The organism is Syntrophales bacterium (assembly GCA_023229765.1).
Lineage (GTDB): Bacteria > Desulfobacterota > Syntrophia > Syntrophales > UBA5619 > DYTH01.
This window is the reverse complement of sequence record JALNYO010000004.1, coordinates 1-14,166: the sequence shown is the minus strand read 5'-3', so window position 1 is coordinate 14,166 and position 14,166 is coordinate 1. Positions and strand designations below refer to the sequence as shown.

General features: G+C 53.6%; 15 protein-coding genes. 8 read left to right on the top strand and 7 right to left on the bottom strand.

Annotated elements, in window-relative coordinates:
- The first annotated feature begins 62 nt into the window (after positions 1–62).
- The 3 genes from M0P74_03465 to M0P74_03455 are packed head-to-tail and all read left to right on the top strand — an operon-like array spanning position 63 to position 3,002.
- Complete coding sequence (locus tag M0P74_03465) at positions 63–830, top strand: uracil-DNA glycosylase (protein MCK9362650.1); 768 nt, start codon at positions 63–65, stop codon at positions 828–830.
- Positions 827–2,239: a nodulation protein NfeD gene (locus tag M0P74_03460; protein MCK9362649.1), complete on the top strand. Its 1,413-nt coding sequence runs from the start codon at positions 827–829 to the stop codon at positions 2,237–2,239. Before M0P74_03465 ends, M0P74_03460 begins: the two co-directional genes overlap by 4 nt.
- Positions 2,240–2,252: 13 nt before the next feature.
- On the top strand, positions 2,253–3,002 hold the full coding sequence (locus M0P74_03455; GenBank protein ID MCK9362648.1) for a slipin family protein: 750 nt from the start codon (positions 2,253–2,255) through the stop codon (positions 3,000–3,002).
- 387 nt (positions 3,003–3,389) lie between these two features.
- Here the strand turns inward: M0P74_03455 and M0P74_03450 are convergent, their stop codons facing one another.
- A complete protein-coding gene (locus tag M0P74_03450; GenBank protein ID MCK9362647.1) occupies positions 3,390–3,587 on the bottom strand; it encodes a hypothetical protein in 198 nt (65 codons plus the stop codon).
- Positions 3,588–4,281: 694 nt separating this feature from the next.
- Between M0P74_03450 and M0P74_03445 the strand changes: the two genes are divergently transcribed.
- On the top strand, positions 4,282–4,794 hold the full coding sequence (locus tag M0P74_03445) for a nitroreductase family protein (protein MCK9362646.1): 513 nt from the start codon (positions 4,282–4,284) through the stop codon (positions 4,792–4,794).
- A 449-nt stretch (positions 4,795–5,243) separates the two neighbouring features.
- Positions 5,244–6,785 carry a right-handed parallel beta-helix repeat-containing protein gene (locus tag M0P74_03440; GenBank protein MCK9362645.1) on the top strand — a complete coding sequence of 514 codons (1,542 nt, stop codon included), beginning with the start codon at positions 5,244–5,246 and terminating at the stop codon, positions 6,783–6,785.
- 218 nt (positions 6,786–7,003) lie between these two features.
- Here the strand turns inward: M0P74_03440 and M0P74_03435 are convergent, their stop codons facing one another.
- The 5 genes from M0P74_03435 to M0P74_03415 all read right to left on the bottom strand — a co-directional run bounded on the left by M0P74_03435 (position 7,004) and on the right by M0P74_03415 (position 11,392).
- The gene (locus M0P74_03435; protein ID MCK9362644.1) at positions 7,004–7,378 is read right to left on the bottom strand and encodes a signal recognition particle receptor subunit alpha; all 375 of its coding nucleotides are present in this window, start codon (positions 7,376–7,378) and stop codon (positions 7,004–7,006) included.
- Positions 7,379–7,451: 73 nt separating this feature from the next.
- The gene (locus tag M0P74_03430) at positions 7,452–8,627 is read right to left on the bottom strand and encodes a (Fe-S)-binding protein (protein ID MCK9362643.1); all 1,176 of its coding nucleotides are present in this window, start codon (positions 8,625–8,627) and stop codon (positions 7,452–7,454) included.
- On the bottom strand, positions 8,627–10,006 hold the full coding sequence (locus M0P74_03425) for an FAD-binding oxidoreductase (GenBank protein MCK9362642.1): 1,380 nt from the start codon (positions 10,004–10,006) through the stop codon (positions 8,627–8,629). The genes M0P74_03430 and M0P74_03425 overlap by 1 nt, the downstream gene beginning before the upstream one ends.
- Positions 10,003–11,037 carry a heterodisulfide reductase-related iron-sulfur binding cluster gene (locus M0P74_03420; GenBank protein MCK9362641.1) on the bottom strand — a complete coding sequence of 345 codons (1,035 nt, stop codon included), beginning with the start codon at positions 11,035–11,037 and terminating at the stop codon, positions 10,003–10,005. The genes M0P74_03425 and M0P74_03420 overlap by 4 nt, the downstream gene beginning before the upstream one ends.
- 55 nt (positions 11,038–11,092) lie before the next feature.
- Positions 11,093–11,392 (bottom strand): hypothetical protein, encoded by a 300-nt coding sequence (locus M0P74_03415; protein ID MCK9362640.1) that lies wholly within the window; start codon positions 11,390–11,392, stop codon positions 11,093–11,095.
- 134 nt (positions 11,393–11,526) lie between these two features.
- On the opposite strand from M0P74_03415, the gene M0P74_03410 reads away from it, so the two are divergent.
- The 3 genes from M0P74_03410 to M0P74_03400 all read left to right on the top strand — a co-directional run bounded on the left by M0P74_03410 (position 11,527) and on the right by M0P74_03400 (position 12,852).
- The gene (locus tag M0P74_03410; GenBank protein ID MCK9362639.1) at positions 11,527–11,793 is read left to right on the top strand and encodes a hypothetical protein; all 267 of its coding nucleotides are present in this window, start codon (positions 11,527–11,529) and stop codon (positions 11,791–11,793) included.
- Between the two features lie 355 nt (positions 11,794–12,148).
- Positions 12,149–12,541: a HEPN domain-containing protein gene (locus tag M0P74_03405; protein MCK9362638.1), complete on the top strand. Its 393-nt coding sequence runs from the start codon at positions 12,149–12,151 to the stop codon at positions 12,539–12,541.
- The gene (locus M0P74_03400) at positions 12,517–12,852 is read left to right on the top strand and encodes a nucleotidyltransferase domain-containing protein (protein ID MCK9362637.1); all 336 of its coding nucleotides are present in this window, start codon (positions 12,517–12,519) and stop codon (positions 12,850–12,852) included. The genes M0P74_03405 and M0P74_03400 overlap by 25 nt, the downstream gene beginning before the upstream one ends.
- A gap of 578 nt (positions 12,853–13,430) precedes the next feature.
- Here the strand turns inward: M0P74_03400 and ftsY are convergent.
- The coding region (gene ftsY, locus M0P74_03395) for a signal recognition particle-docking protein FtsY (protein MCK9362636.1) at positions 13,431–14,166 on the bottom strand (736 nt) is incomplete at its 5' end.

Below are 14,166 nucleotides of genomic sequence, written 5' to 3'. Positions count from 1 at the left end.
AAGGTTTGCAGATCCGGTAATCAGCAGAACAGACCGCTGTCTTTCGGGAAAGGGGCTTTAACGTGGGTGATGATAGGGAAGAGCGTGAGGAGTTGCGCTTGCTGGCCAGTTCCCTGAAAGAGCGGGTGCTTACCGACAGGGAACTGGGGAAACCTCTTTCTTATGTTGTTCCCGGGAAAAGCGCCCTGGTAAGTGAAGGCCGGTCTTTGCCGGTTGCCGAAGCGCCGCTCGGGCAACGCCGTACAGATGAGATTTCCGGCGGGCAGAAAACGGCGCTGGATGCGTCAAGGGATCAGCTTGGCGATTGCCGTCGCTGCCGGCTTGCCGAAAGCCGCCGCAATATCGTCTTTGGCGAGGGCAATCCCCACGCGGAGCTGGTTTTTGTCGGCGAGGCGCCGGGCGGGGACGAAGATCTCCAGGGGAAACCCTTTGTCGGTCGTGCCGGGCAGCTTTTGACCAAGATCATCATTGCGATGGGACTGGAGCGCCGGGATGTTTACATCTGCAATATCCTGAAATGCCGCCCCCCGGGGAACCGCAATCCGCTTCCGGAAGAGATCGTTTCCTGCGAGCCGTTTCTTATCAGCCAGTTGGAAGCGATCAAGCCGCGGGCGATCTGTGCCTTGGGCAGTTTTGCGGCGCGCACGCTGTTGAAATCGGAGACCCCGATTACGTTGTTGCGAGGCCATTTTCATGACTACCAGGGGGTACCGCTGATGCCCACCTATCACCCGGCCTATCTGCTCAGAAATCCGGGGGCCAAGAAACAGGTTTGGGAAGATGTCCAGAAGATCATGGAGTTATTGCGACCGAGGGATGCGACGGCATGAAGAATAATGGTGGTTTCACACGGGGAAGCAGGCGTGAGCACGGTGCGACAAAGGCCGTGGGGCCCAAAGCACGCGTGGGAATTTTTGCCTGCGGCGAGTGCGCGCCGCGGAAGATGAGGCTGGCCTGGCTGGCAGCGCTGCTTTTGTTTTTCTGTGTTGCCGCCCCCTCGTCGGGAGAAGCGCAAAAGGCGCCGGTCTTTGATCTGATTTCCATCGATGCGGCGATTACCCCCTCGATCGCCGAGTATATAGAAAAAAACATTGCGGAAGCGGCCAAGGGCGACGCCGCGGGGATAATCATCCGGATTGACACCCCGGGTGGCCTGGACACGGCGATGCGGGATATTGCCAAGGCGATTCTTAACGCCCCGCTGCCGGTTATTGTGTATGTCGCCCCTTCCGGCGCCCGGGCAGCCTCCGCCGGGGTGATCATTGTTTCCGCGGCCCATGTCGCGGTTATGGCGCCGGGCACCAACATCGGCGCAGCCCACCCGGTCGGCATCGGCATCGGTGGGACAGCGGACAAGACGATGAGCATGAAGGTGGAAAATGATGCCGTCGCTTACGTACAGGGGATCGCTAAAAAAAGGGGTCGCAATGAGGCGTGGGTGGAAGAGGCGGTTCGCAAAAGCGCATCAATTACCGCTGAAGAGGCGCTGCGTCTGAATGTGATCGACCTCATGGCGACTGACAAGGATTCCCTCTTGCGGCAAATCGAGGGCCGGCAGGTTGACGTAAACGGCGTCAAACGGGTTATCGCGACGGCGGGCGCCGTTGTCCATGAAAAGACAATGGAAACCAGAGACCGGATTCTCTCCGCGCTCAGCAATCCCAATATTGCCTACATCCTGTTTTTGTTGGGACTTGCCGGTCTTTACTTCGAGTTTTCCACCCCCGGAGCCATTCTGCCCGGCGTGATCGGTGGCATATCGCTGATCCTGGCGTTATTTGCGATGCAGACCCTGTCGATAAATTATGCGGGGGTCGCGCTGATTATCTTTGCCATCATTCTATTTATCGCGGAAATCAAGATTATAAGTCACGGGATACTTTCTATAGGAGGGGTTGTGTCGCTATTAATCGGCTCGCTGATGCTCTTCAATACAGCCGGTTCTTCGCTCCGGGTTTCCTGGAGCGTGCTGATTCCGGCCGTTGCCATAACGTCGCTCTTTTTCATTGTAATTGTCGGGATCGCGATGAAGGCGCAATTGCGGCCCCGGCAGGGGGGCAGAGAGGGGATGACCGGACAGGAAGGGGTGGCGATAGGCGATGTCCTTACCGATGGAAAAGTTATTGTCGGCGGTGAATACTGGGATGCAGTCAGCGATGTTCCTATTGTCGGCGGCAGCCCGATACGGGTCGTTGGGGTGGAGAATCTGAAGCTCAAAGTCGAACCAATAGAAAAATAAAGGGGAGGGTTTTATGTACACATTAGTCGTATTGATAGTTCTGGTTGTGATGTTTCTCGCGTCGGCGATCCGGATACTCAACGAGTATGAAAGGGGCGTTATCTTCCGGCTCGGGCGGATCATCGCCACAAAGGGACCGGGTCTGATCATCCTCATTCCCGTTATCGACAAGATGGTCAGGATTGATCTGCGGACGATCACCATGGAGGTGCAGCCGCAGGACGTCATCACCCATGACAACGTCTCCATCAAGGTGAACGCAGTTGTTTATTTTAGGGTAATTGATCCCAACTCCGCGGTGATCAATATCGAAAATTATTTCTCTGCCACGTCCCAGCTTTCCCAGACGACGCTCAGAAGCGTCTGTGGCCAGATGGAACTCGACGAAATCCTCTCCGAACGGGAGAAGGTGAACCTCCAGATCCAGGAGATACTCGATCGCAGCACCGGTCCCTGGGGGATCAAGGTGTCTCATGTGGAGGTAAAGCAGATCGACCTTCCTGAGGAGATGAAACGGGCGATCGCCAAACAGGCCGAAGCGGAACGGGAGCGGCGGGCGAAGGTGATTAACGCGGAAGGCGAATTCCAGGCCGCGCAGAAACTGGTCGAGGCGGCGGCGCTGATGGAAACCCAGCCGATGTCGCTGCAGCTTCGTTATCTGCAGACCTTGAACCAGATTGCCGCGGAGAACAATTCAACGACGGTCTTCCCGATCCCGATCGATCTGTTCAGGCCTTTTTTGAAGTTGGCCGAAAAGGCTTGATCTTATGAGGTAATTGCAAAACTCCGTGTCATGCCCGAATGCTTTTGAGAGCTTTCTCCCGAAATGTTGTTAATTGTCATTCCCGTGAAAACGGGAATCTGGTCTTTTCGGGAGCTTATAGATTCCCGCCTGCGCGGGAATGACAAAAGGGTATAGATTTTCAAAGCTCTCGCTTTTGTCGGGCATCCATGATTTCAAATAGTTAAAAACTGGATTATGAACATTAAACTTCGTTTTCCCGCCCAGAAGCGTCGCGGGAATGACAGCGTTGGGAGTTTTGCAATTGGATCTTATATTAAATTCTTTTTTTCTCCCTTTCCCTCCACCAACAGGGGGAAGGGGACTATCGCCGGAATAACCTGCGTCCTCAGCGCCGCAGGTTGTACCTCAGCCCGGCGCCTCTTCCTGGCTGTCTCCGGCTTTGCCCTTTATGTACGTTTTATACTCCTTCAGAAGAACATGTCGGTACTCTTTACGGACGCGGTCCGACGAAGGGATATAGTTTTTTGCGGCTTCCAGCCTGGCAATAATCTCCGCGGCCGTCTCATTATTTGCCTGCCTGCCCTGGGAGTAAAGGTCAGCCATTATCTCGGTTAAACCGACAACATTGATCTGCGTATCATCAGAAAACTTCAGCTTGCTCCGACTAACTGTCGGCGGTTCGCAATCGCCTCATGTTGCTCAACCGATTATTTCAAACATTGCCATATTCAATCTCCTCGATTTTTTTATCGGTCCTGTTAGGCGGACAAGGTGCGCTCATCCCCGACAGCCTTTCTTACCCCAAGTTAATATTTTTAGTCAAAACAATTATAAAACCTCTTGCGGGCCGCAGCGCCGGTTTATGCCTTATCTGTTAAGTTGATAATTATCTTGATTTATTTTTGCCGATATGACCATATTTAAGCACAAGTTGATAAACAATGAGCGTCAGCCTATTTTTTGCAGAAAGCCGGCGAGTGAATCCAAAGGTTATTCCTGTGGGCGCCGGGAGCTTTTCGCGGAGCGGATCAACAGATGATGGCAGGTGACATTATTATTCTGGGCGGAATTCGGCAAATTGTTTGCATACTTAAATAGCGCAGCATGCAGGGGAAGAGCGAGACCTTTGAAAAACGCCCCTTCTTTGTCATTCCCGCGCAGGCGGGAATCTGTAAACTCCTGAAAAAACCATATTCCCGTTTTCACGGGAATAACAAATTACAAGGTTTCGGGAGAAATTCAAAGGTCTCAGAGCGGAAGTCTTTCCAGCATAAAAAATGACGAGGGGAGGAACAATATGTTGGAGCTGATGAGAAAAAGAAGAAGCATCCGGAAATTCAAGAAGGAGCGAATTGACCAAACAAAAATAGACGATCTGAAAGAGGCGGTATTGCGGGCGCCTTCTTCCCGGGGAGTTAAGCCGTGGAAATTTTACTTCGTGCAGGATGCCGGGGTTATCGAGAACCTGTCCCGCAGCAAGGACAGCGGCTCCGCCTTCCTGAAAGACGCTGCCCTTGCGGTGGTGGTCTGCGGCGATGAAACCTCATCCGACGTGTGGATTGAGGACTGTTCCATTGCCACGACTATCGTGCACCTGACCGCGGCAAGTCTGAATCTGGGGAGCTGCTGGATTCAGATAAGAAACCGGCGGCACAACGCGGATGTGACCTCCGAAGATTATGTGCGAAACACCCTGGGCATCGAAAGCCCGCTCCGGGTTTTAGCCATCGTCGCCATCGGGCTTCCCGATGAGTTCAAGAACGGCCACCCCTACGAGAGCCTCGAACAGGATAAAGTAATCTTCCTATGAAAGATGGCATTATTGAAGGATGAGCGGGGCTGAGGGCTCCTTCCCTGAAGTAAAGCGCTTGATTGTTTTGGCTAATATGCATTCTTTCAGATGGGGATCATTAATGCTTACAAGGCAGCATGGCCAATTTGAGGCTGAAATTTTCCGTTGGCAGCTTCTTCCCTGATGCTCAGTAGTCCCCATATAAACCCATCAACCGAACCTTTAGCCTTCTGGTGAATAAAATGAGAAGATGGGGGAGGTACAAGAAAGCGATCATGCGAAGCCTCTATGGGAGTATATCCACTCCCTTAGAGGCTATTCCGGTTATCTCCAAAAAGATTCACGCTTGAATTTCATCTGATCTCTCTGGCTGCCGGCGTATCTTAATGAATTGAAGATTCGCCAAAGGTGAATTTTCCTTCTGCCCAGTCATATTTATCCATCAATGATTTAATAAGGAGGGAGTTATGAAAAAGACGGGGTTTGTTCTGTTTATTGGGTTGGTTTTAATGATTGTTCCCTTTCACGGTTTCGCCTATACGATTGGCGATATCAACAATGACAACAAGATTGATATGGTCGAGGCCATTCACGCGTTGCAGGTGACCAGCAGCGTCAGGACGGCTGCAAACGCCGGTGCGACGATCAACGTGCCGTCGCAGGTCCCGACGATCCAGCAGGCTATCAACGCCGCCGCGCCGGGGGATATCATAAATGTGGCTGCCGGGACATACACGGAAGCCCTGACTATCAGAGACAAGACCCTGACCATCCAGGGGGCCGGATCGGGAGCGACGACGATTACCGGGGTTGCCGCAGCGGATGTCATCTACATCGAAAATGCAACAGGAGTTATTATCGCCGGCGTGACCATCAAGGGCGTTCCGGGCGGCAATGACGGCATCCTCGCCATGCGCGGGGCCACTTTCGAAATCCGGGATTCTGTTGTTCAGGATGCGCCGGCCAGAGGCATCTCCATCATTGGTCTTGCCGGCGCCCGTCTCAATAACGTGACGGTGCAGGGCAGCGGCCAAGACGGAATCCACGCATTTCAAGAATCCACCATCCTCTTCCTGGGTACGGTGGTCAGCAACAACAATCTTCGGGACGGCGTGATCATTTCGGGCAGCTCCAGCGCTTACATGACTGCCGCCACGGTAACGGCCAACGGCAACGGCCGCCACGGGATTGATGTTACCCACAATTCCAGTCTCTTGGCCGATACTTCGTCCATTATCATCCAGAACAATCAGGGAAACGCAACGAATAATGGCAAAGGCATCCTGGCCTTCGGCTCATCTTCCATTATTTTTCAGAACAGCAGTTCTCTGCTCAACGAGAACAATGGCCGCGATGGAATAGCCGTGGGGTCCGCATCCAGCTTTTACACGGATGCGACTTCTACGCTGACCGTTCGCTCGGCCAAGCACTATGGCATCCTCCTTTATTCTGAATCCAATCTTTTCCTTTCCGGCACGGCGTTGGTGGAGAATAACGCATATCACGGCGTCTATGTCAGCATGTCATCCAGTCTCTATGTATCGGGTACTGCTACCCTCACAATCCAGAATAGCGTAAATATCGGGTTAAATCTTTATCAGGGAAACGTAAGCGTTGATCCACTGGCAATGCTGACGGTGAGCGGTACCACGGGGCAGGGGAATGGCATCTCTCTCAGCCACAATTCGGGATTGGGAGTGAGCGGTGGGTTGCTTGTCCAGAACAATACGGGTACTCCCGGGAATGGGATCAACATCACGAATGGCTCCGTGGTGACATTCAATCCGACATCTCCCAAAGCGGTAGAAGTCAAGAACAACGGCACCGGAATCAACGTCTGGAACGGCGGCGGTGTTGCCGGATCCGGGTCCATCACCATCACTCCGAACACGACAAGAGATCTCAACATAAATTTCGGGTCCCGGGCCAGCCTGCCGACCAGTTCCTACGACCCGAACGCGATACAGTGCTCCCAATCTTACACGACGATGGGGCTTTCATGCCCGTAATCATGATTCGCTTTTTTCAGGTGGAGACAGCGGGATAAACGCTCATCGAAGGAAAAAGCTATCGCATGAAAGACCATATAGAGCAGTAATCAATTTGTTATATCCTCCCTCGGCTCCCAAAATGATGGAGCCGAGGGGTTCAATAAACAGAATTCGACACAGAATCCAACGCATTTTCAAAAGGCCCTGTTTCATACATTTTCACGAGGCCGCCAACATTAAGTTTGGCTGCGGAGTCTTTCCTGTCTGCAAACGATAGACAAGTAGATTTGCTCATGGGGCATTTTCAGCGGGGCCTCGTTCTTCAGGAGTATCTCCCGCATGGTTTCCCGGAGCGCCCCGCGAAGGATCTCCGGGGAGGCGAGTTCCTTGCGTTTCACCTTTTCTTTCAATGATTCAATCAGCTCGCCGGTAAAGGCCGGCCCGACGTCGGCGACAATCATCCGCTCCTCCAGCTCGTCGTAAAGCGCCTGATCGATCTGCTTGCTGCCGAGGATGAGATCGTCAACATCGGTCATAAGCAGCTTGCGGGTTTTGGCAAGTCCTGTCTTCAGTCGGTCAAAAAATCCCTTTTTCCCGTTTTTTTCTTCCATCTATTCGTCCTCCCTTTATTAATTTTTCATGTCAGGGAGACAGAAACCAGCGAGGATACGCCAAGGAAGAAAATTACAGCGAGGCCTGTTCGATTATTTCGGCGATGCCCTGAACCCGCAGAATCTCCTCCAGACCTTCCGCCTTGACGGCATCGCATAACATTTTCGCACAGTTGGGGCAGGCGACAGCGATTACGGAGGCGCCGGTCTGCAGGGCCTGCCGGACTCGCACACGGCCGGGGCTATCCTCGCCGGAGCCTAAGATATCGGTAAAGAAATTCCCCCCACCCCCGCCGCAGCAGAACCCGTTTACACCGGACTGGCGCATCTCCACAAGCGCAAGTCCGGGGATCGCCTTCAGGATGTCTCTCGGTGGGCCGTAAATGGCATTATGCCGTCCCAGATAGCAGGGGTCGTGATAGGTCACGGTCACCGGATAGGTGGATGGAGTTATTCTTTTTTCTTTCAATAGTTCTGCCATGATCTGCGTATGGTGAAATACCTGAAAATCCGCGCCCAGCGGCGGGTAGTCCTTCTTGAAGGCGTTATAGGCGTGCGGATCCAGCGTGATGATCTTCACGATGCCTTTCTCCTTGAATTTAATGATGTTGTCTGTTGCCAACTGTTTGAATAGCCCCGTTTCCCCCATCGCCTTGACATCGTTGCCGTCGCAGGTCTCCTCATCGGCGAGGATGCCGACCGAAACGCCGGCTTTAATCAGCACCCGGGCGACGCTCCTTGTCATTTTTTGTCCGATTTCGTCCCAGGCGCCGACGCTGCCTATGTAGAGGAGGTATTCGTGGCCGGAGAATTTCTGAATTCCGGTTCCCGCCGCCCAATCCCCGCGCCGCTCTTGGGGAAGCTTGTAGGGGTTTCCGTTGATTGTCACGGCCTTGAAATAATCGCGGACGGGCGGGGGGACGAAGCCCTCGTTTACCAGTTCTGCCCTGGTTTCCTCGAATATCTCAGGCAGGAAGTCCCGAAATCGGGGGAAAACGCACTGGTTTTTGCAGTTGTCGCAGGCGGTGCAGGCGTACATGATCTCGGCAAAATGGGAATTTGTTTTGATCTCCCCTTCCATCCAGCCCCGGATAAGCCACATGCGCCCCCCCGGCGAGTAGGTGTCCCAGCCGAACGCCTTGTACGACGGGCAGTTGAAGTCGGAGTAATCAGAAGGAAATTTGCAGTAGCCGCACCGAAAGCAGCGGTGGACGATGTCGGCGTGTTGGATGTTGTGGACAAGTTCCATCAGTTCACCTCCCAGTTGCCGGGATTCATTATCCCCTGCGGATCGAGATTCTTCTTGATCATCCGGTAGAGGCTGCGGGTGGCGGGCTCCATCTTATCGAGGATCATCCGCTGTTCTGCGAAATTGGGCTTCCACGGGATGCCACCCTCGGCAAGGGCAAACTCCGTCGCCTCTTCGAGGGCTTCCTTAACCCGGCGCATCATGTCTCTGTCGTCACGGTTAAAGGCAAAAGAAATCGCGAACATCATCATGTGTCCACCGGAGATGAGGCGGGCCGCCCCGGCGTAGAGGAGGCGGTATTTCCTCGCCAGTTCGACCAGCTTCGCGGCGTAAAGGGGAAAACGGTCGATCGTGACAATTGGCCCCGAGTATTCGAAGCCGCCCCCTTTCGGGACGTCGGCGAAATCGGCGATGCTGCGCTGGGGCATCTCGAGAAGCGACGCTTTGATGTACTGGACGCTCATGAAACCGCCGTCCCGGGAGTCGATGTACCCCTGCATCGTGTTCCAGAGCTTCTTTCTTTTAAACTCTATCTCCTCGTCGTCGTCTCCGGCAAAGTAGATGGTGATATGAAAATTGTCCTCGAACATCAGCGGTTTCGGCTGGAACCAGACATTGATGTCCTCAAGCATCTCCAGATGGGTGAGCCGGTAGAGCATCTCCGGAATCAGGTCGGCCCGGTCGGTCACGAAGAGCTCGACATCGCGGATTTTCTTGTTCGGATAGAGCATCAGCCCCACCTTGGTGATGACCCCGGTCGTCCCGAGCCAGCCCAGGAAAAGTCCTGAAAGATCGGGGAGTGAGGGTCCTTTGGAAAACCAGTAGGGGCCGACGGAGGGCGAGCCGATACGACAGATTTCTCCGGTGGGAAGGACGACCTCCAGGCCGGTTACCATGTCGGAGTTGAAGCCGTACTGCTGGGTCAGCCTTCCCTGGCCGTGCAGCGAGACGTTCGCGGCAATCGTCGTCGCGGCCGGTGCGTCGGGGAGGCTGTGGCGAAGGCCGGGGTGGTGCTCCTGCAGGTATGCCTTGAGCATCCCCTGGGAGGTTCCTCCTTCTACGACAACATACCGGGCCACCGGATTGACCTCAACAATTTTGTTCATTCTTTTCATATCCATCACTATCCCGCCCTTGAGGGGAATAACCAGTCCTGTCAGGGACATGCCGTTTCCCATCGGGACAATCGGGATCTTTTCGCGATTGGCGAGCCGGACGATCTTCTGCACCTCTTCGGTTGTCTTCGGGGCGACGACGAATTCGGGCAGGTGCGGATCGAGGACCCCAGGGTCCATTGAATAGTACCAGAGTTCCTCAGGCGAGTTGGAAACGCCCCGTTTGCCGAGTATTTCAATCAGGGAATTCAGGATGTCGCTCATAGAAATTCCTCCCTTCTCTTTTCGCCGATCGCGATCTTGCAAAGATCTACCAGATGAACAGGCTTAAGCCCTTCCTTTTTGACCTTTTCCGACAGGCTTACCTGGCAGGCCGGGCAGTTGAAGACGCAATAGTCGGCGCCGGAGGCGAGCATGTCGCTGATATTGCGGCCCTGAACATCGGCTACGAGCTGGTATCCGGAGGTAGCCTTGAACACCTCTCCGCAGCAGAGGGAGTTTTCCCCTTGGTAGGTTCTCTCCGGCAGCTCCACGCCGATCAGGTCGAGGATCTGCTTTACGAGCGGCAGTTTGTCGGGGATGAGGCGGTTCGAGCAGGGGCGCTGGTAGGCGGCCCTGATATTGAGTGGCTTGATCCGGTCTTTTAATTGTGTCAACCGCTCCAGCAGGAAATCCATATAGTAGATCGGCCGGAACGGCAATTCGTAGCAGTAGGCGGGGGCGATGGAGGTAAAGGTGCCGTAGCATTCATCGTGCATGAAGATCACCTCCTTCACGCCAAGTTTCCGGAAATTTTCGATAACCAGGGGCAGGCGCTCCCGGATTACGGACATCTTCGAGAAGTGGCTGTGGACGGCAGGGCACATGAATTCGGCGCCAAAAACAACGGCCTGACTGACGCCATTGAAGATTTCCCCGGTGGCCAGAACCATCAGCTCCGGAAGCAGGCAGCACGAAAGCGCCGTATCATTTACCTGGCAGATGAACTGCTTTCCCTGCATCCGCGTCAGATTTATCCACTGCTTGGCAATCGGCCGGGGGGCGGAAAGGAGGCCCTTTTCCTCCCGGCGCTCACCAATGAGAAGATAGGGGTGGTTGCCCCTGCGGCAGTACTCCTCGCAGGCGTAGCAGGTGACGCACTCGCTCAGAATCCGGGAATCCTCCCCGCGGACAACCTTCATCATCTCCCCGTGGGCCTCTTTGATACTGCCGAACCGGATGTACTGGCATTTCATCATGCAGTCGGCGGTCGGGCAGGTCAGGCAGACATTTTCGCTGAATTGCAAATCATTCATAGTCACCTCGCTTAACATTTTTCCGCATTTATGATTCCCGCGTAAATGTCGGTTGTTATCCTCCGGGAAAGGGCTTCCAAGGCGAGACTCGTAGCCCGGCAGTAGCCTTCCGTGGTCGGGGTCCCCAGAAGTCTCTCTTCCGGTATTTCTTCTGATAGAGTATCCTCCTGGTTGCCGCGTGCTGTTTTGTATCCTCGAGAGTAATCACCAGCGCGGCAACGGCAGTCCGACCGGTCTTGCCCATTTTGAGAAAAAAATCTTCTACGCCGCCCTGGACAACATATCGGCCCTCATCGGGGGTGTGGTACGAAAAAACGGCACGGAAAAGACCGCTTTGCTGCAAATCGCGCAGCATATTGTCGCCGACCCCATGTCGGCGGGGTTAACCGCCCAGCGGTTGTAATTGAAGGAGTCGAATGTGCCGTTATCCAGCAGGAAAATCATGTTCCGGATATTGCAGGCGCTGGCAATGGAGAATTATTAATATTATTGAGGCAATTGCAAAACCATTTGTCATTCCCGAAAGCGAAGCTTATTGATAAGACATTGCTTTTCGACGGGCGGAGTATAGGGGGGCTGTTTTGGCTTGTCAAGAAATATTTTGACAGAAATATTTTGCATCTATTTTACATCGAAAAGCAGGGGCTGGCGATGCGACAGGGTAAGAAAGATGGAGCGGTGGCCGCCCTTTCGGGAATGACAAATGGTTTTGCAATTGCCTCAAATGGTATTCCTTTTCGAAGAGTGCGTCGATGAACTCCTCGGCTCTTCCTGCTGCTCACGAAGATATTCCACTTCCTGCTGCCTTTGCTCTTCATCATCCTGAATATTCTGGATATAACCACAACCAGAAAAGTTTTGAGAAGCGGGGCCTATGAAGCCAATCCTCTTGCCAGGCTGTTGATGAGATTTAATCTGTTTTTACCGGCCAAGCTTATCATGGTCCTGCTGATCATGATCATGGCGGAGGAAGAGATCGGGATAAAGACATGGCTTATTTGTTGTGGAATTTATGGTTTTATTGTATGGAATAGCTTCCGAATGATCAAGTCACCGTCTCAGGATTAAACTGGAGCGCCCACGCGGACCCACGAAAAACAGGTCGGGAATCATGAGTGAGAAAACGATCCAATATTGGATAGACATCGCTGAATATGATTTGCAGGTCGCCAAATCACTTCTCGATAAAGACCATTATCTTTACGTTGGCTTCATGTGCCATCAAGCCGTCGAGAAAATGCTCAAAGCCCTGTATGTAAAACAGACTTCAACCATGCCGCCTTATATTCACAAATTGGACAGGTTGGTTGATCTTGTGGGCTTGAAGACTGCCATGTCCGGAGAGCGTAACGACTTCATAGATGAATTGACGCCCCTCAACATTCAGGCCCGTTATCCGGCATACCGGGAGGCAATTTACAGCCTGATCGATAAAGAAAAGGCGGCGCAAGTCATAGAAAAAACGGAGGAGCTTCTCCAATGGCTAAAAGCGCAGATTCAGTAGAGAAGAAATTGAAAGATTTCGTTGCCCTCATGCGGGCAAGATACAACATTTACGCTGTTGTCCTTTATGGTTCCTATGCGGAGGGCCGGGCAAACGATGATAGCGACATCGACGTTGCCGTTTTCTCAGACGACTTTGGAAAAGCTCCCTATGAAGAGATGAAGGCACTTTTCCGTCTCCGGCGACAGATTGATACCGACATCGAACCGTTGCCGTTCAGCCGGGACGCCTATTTCGGCGGCGACTCCGCCGAATTTGTCAACGAGATTGTCCGGAAAGGCAAAGTCATTTACATGGCGGGCCGTACATAAAAAATGGACAGGATCATGAAAAGGAGATCATCAAACCTTTGACGATGAAATAGGTGGAAAAGATTGTTCACGATGTCGGAGCCCGTTGAAGTTCCCCATGTAAAGTTTGAACCGCCGCATGAATGACATTCAAGCCGCCGATACGATAGCCGCCGCCGAAATAGGCGGCCCGGCGCAGCGGCTTCTTGATCTCATTGATCGTAAAGGACTTTCAGCGCTTGGCTAATCGTAGAGGCGCACAATCGAGATATTTCCCGGCCCGAATAAAATGCAATTGGTTAGTGCATAAAATTGTTCTGCTGTGATCACACCTCCCAAATAACCGACAGCCCCTCGGCATTGTAAGGGGCGGGGTAACGCATGCGTTTGCCCGGAGGAGAAGGGGGTCAATATCCCCTTTGATGCAATTCCTGGGGGGTGGGGATGCCGTTTCTTCCGCCCATTTTTGTGCTGGCAAGGGCCGCGGCCCAGGCTCCGCAGTCAAGGCATTTTTCCGCTGACCATCCCTGGACAAGGCCGTAAATGACGCCGGCGTGGAAGACGTCGCCGCAGCCGGTGGTGTCGATTGCCTCAAAGGGTTATTCCTTTTCGAAGAGTGCGTCGATGAACTCCTCGGCGCAAAAGGGTTGAAGGTCGTCAATCTGCTCTCCGACGCCGATGTAACGCAGCGGAATGCCGAGTTCCTTGGCGATGCGGATGACAACGCCGCCTTTTGCCGTTCCGTCGAGTTTTGTCAGAATCAGGCCGGTGACGCCGATTTCGTCCTTGAACATCCGGGCCTGGGCGATGGCGTTTTGGCCGGTTGTCGCATCGAGCACGAGCAGAACCTCATCGGGGGCGCCGGGGAGTTCCCGCTCCATGATCCGTTTCATCTTTTTGAGTTCTTCCATCAGGTTTATTTTGGTGTGGAGACGTCCGGCCGTATCGACAATGATCACCCCGGGATTGCCATCCTTCGCAAGGCGCATGGCGTCGAAGACGACGGCGGCGGGGTCGGCGTTGGCCGCTTGCCGGACGATCCGGACGTCCGCCCGTTTTGCCCAGAGCTCCAACTGCTCAACGGCTGCGGCGCGAAAGGTGTCTGCCGCGACCAGCGTAACCGGGTATCCGTCATCCTTGAAATTATGGGCGAGCTTGCCGGCGGTGGTAGTCTTGCCGGAGCCGTTTACCCCGACCACCATGATTGTGTAGATTTGCTCATGGGGCATTTTCAGCGGGGCCTCGTTCTTCAGGAGTATCTCCCGCATGGTTTCCCGGAGCGCCCCGCGAAGGATCTCCGGGGAGGCGAGTTCCTTGCGTTTCACCTTTTCTTTC

What these genes read in the sequence shown, in the direction of transcription:
- M0P74_03460 (MCK9362649.1), top strand. Translation starts at nt 827, where the DNA reads ATGAAGAATAATGGTGGTTTCACACGGGGAAGCAGGCGTGAGCACGGT.
- M0P74_03455 (MCK9362648.1), top strand. Translation starts at nt 2,253, where the DNA reads ATGTACACATTAGTCGTATTGATAGTTCTGGTTGTGATGTTTCTCGCG.
- M0P74_03450 (MCK9362647.1), bottom strand. Translation starts at nt 3,587, where the DNA reads ATGGCTGACCTTTACTCCCAGGGCAGGCAGGCAAATAATGAGACGGCC.
- M0P74_03445 (MCK9362646.1), top strand. Translation starts at nt 4,282, where the DNA reads ATGTTGGAGCTGATGAGAAAAAGAAGAAGCATCCGGAAATTCAAGAAG.
- M0P74_03440 (MCK9362645.1), top strand. Translation starts at nt 5,244, where the DNA reads ATGAAAAAGACGGGGTTTGTTCTGTTTATTGGGTTGGTTTTAATGATT.
- M0P74_03435 (MCK9362644.1), bottom strand. Translation starts at nt 7,378, where the DNA reads ATGGAAGAAAAAAACGGGAAAAAGGGATTTTTTGACCGACTGAAGACA.
- M0P74_03430 (MCK9362643.1), bottom strand. Translation starts at nt 8,627, where the DNA reads ATGGAACTTGTCCACAACATCCAACACGCCGACATCGTCCACCGCTGC.
- M0P74_03425 (MCK9362642.1), bottom strand. Translation starts at nt 10,006, where the DNA reads ATGAGCGACATCCTGAATTCCCTGATTGAAATACTCGGCAAACGGGGC.
- M0P74_03420 (MCK9362641.1), bottom strand. Translation starts at nt 11,037, where the DNA reads ATGAATGATTTGCAATTCAGCGAAAATGTCTGCCTGACCTGCCCGACC.
- M0P74_03415 (MCK9362640.1), bottom strand. Translation starts at nt 11,392, where the DNA reads ATGCTGCGCGATTTGCAGCAAAGCGGTCTTTTCCGTGCCGTTTTTTCG.
- M0P74_03405 (MCK9362638.1), top strand. Translation starts at nt 12,149, where the DNA reads ATGAGTGAGAAAACGATCCAATATTGGATAGACATCGCTGAATATGAT.
- M0P74_03400 (MCK9362637.1), top strand. Translation starts at nt 12,517, where the DNA reads ATGGCTAAAAGCGCAGATTCAGTAGAGAAGAAATTGAAAGATTTCGTT.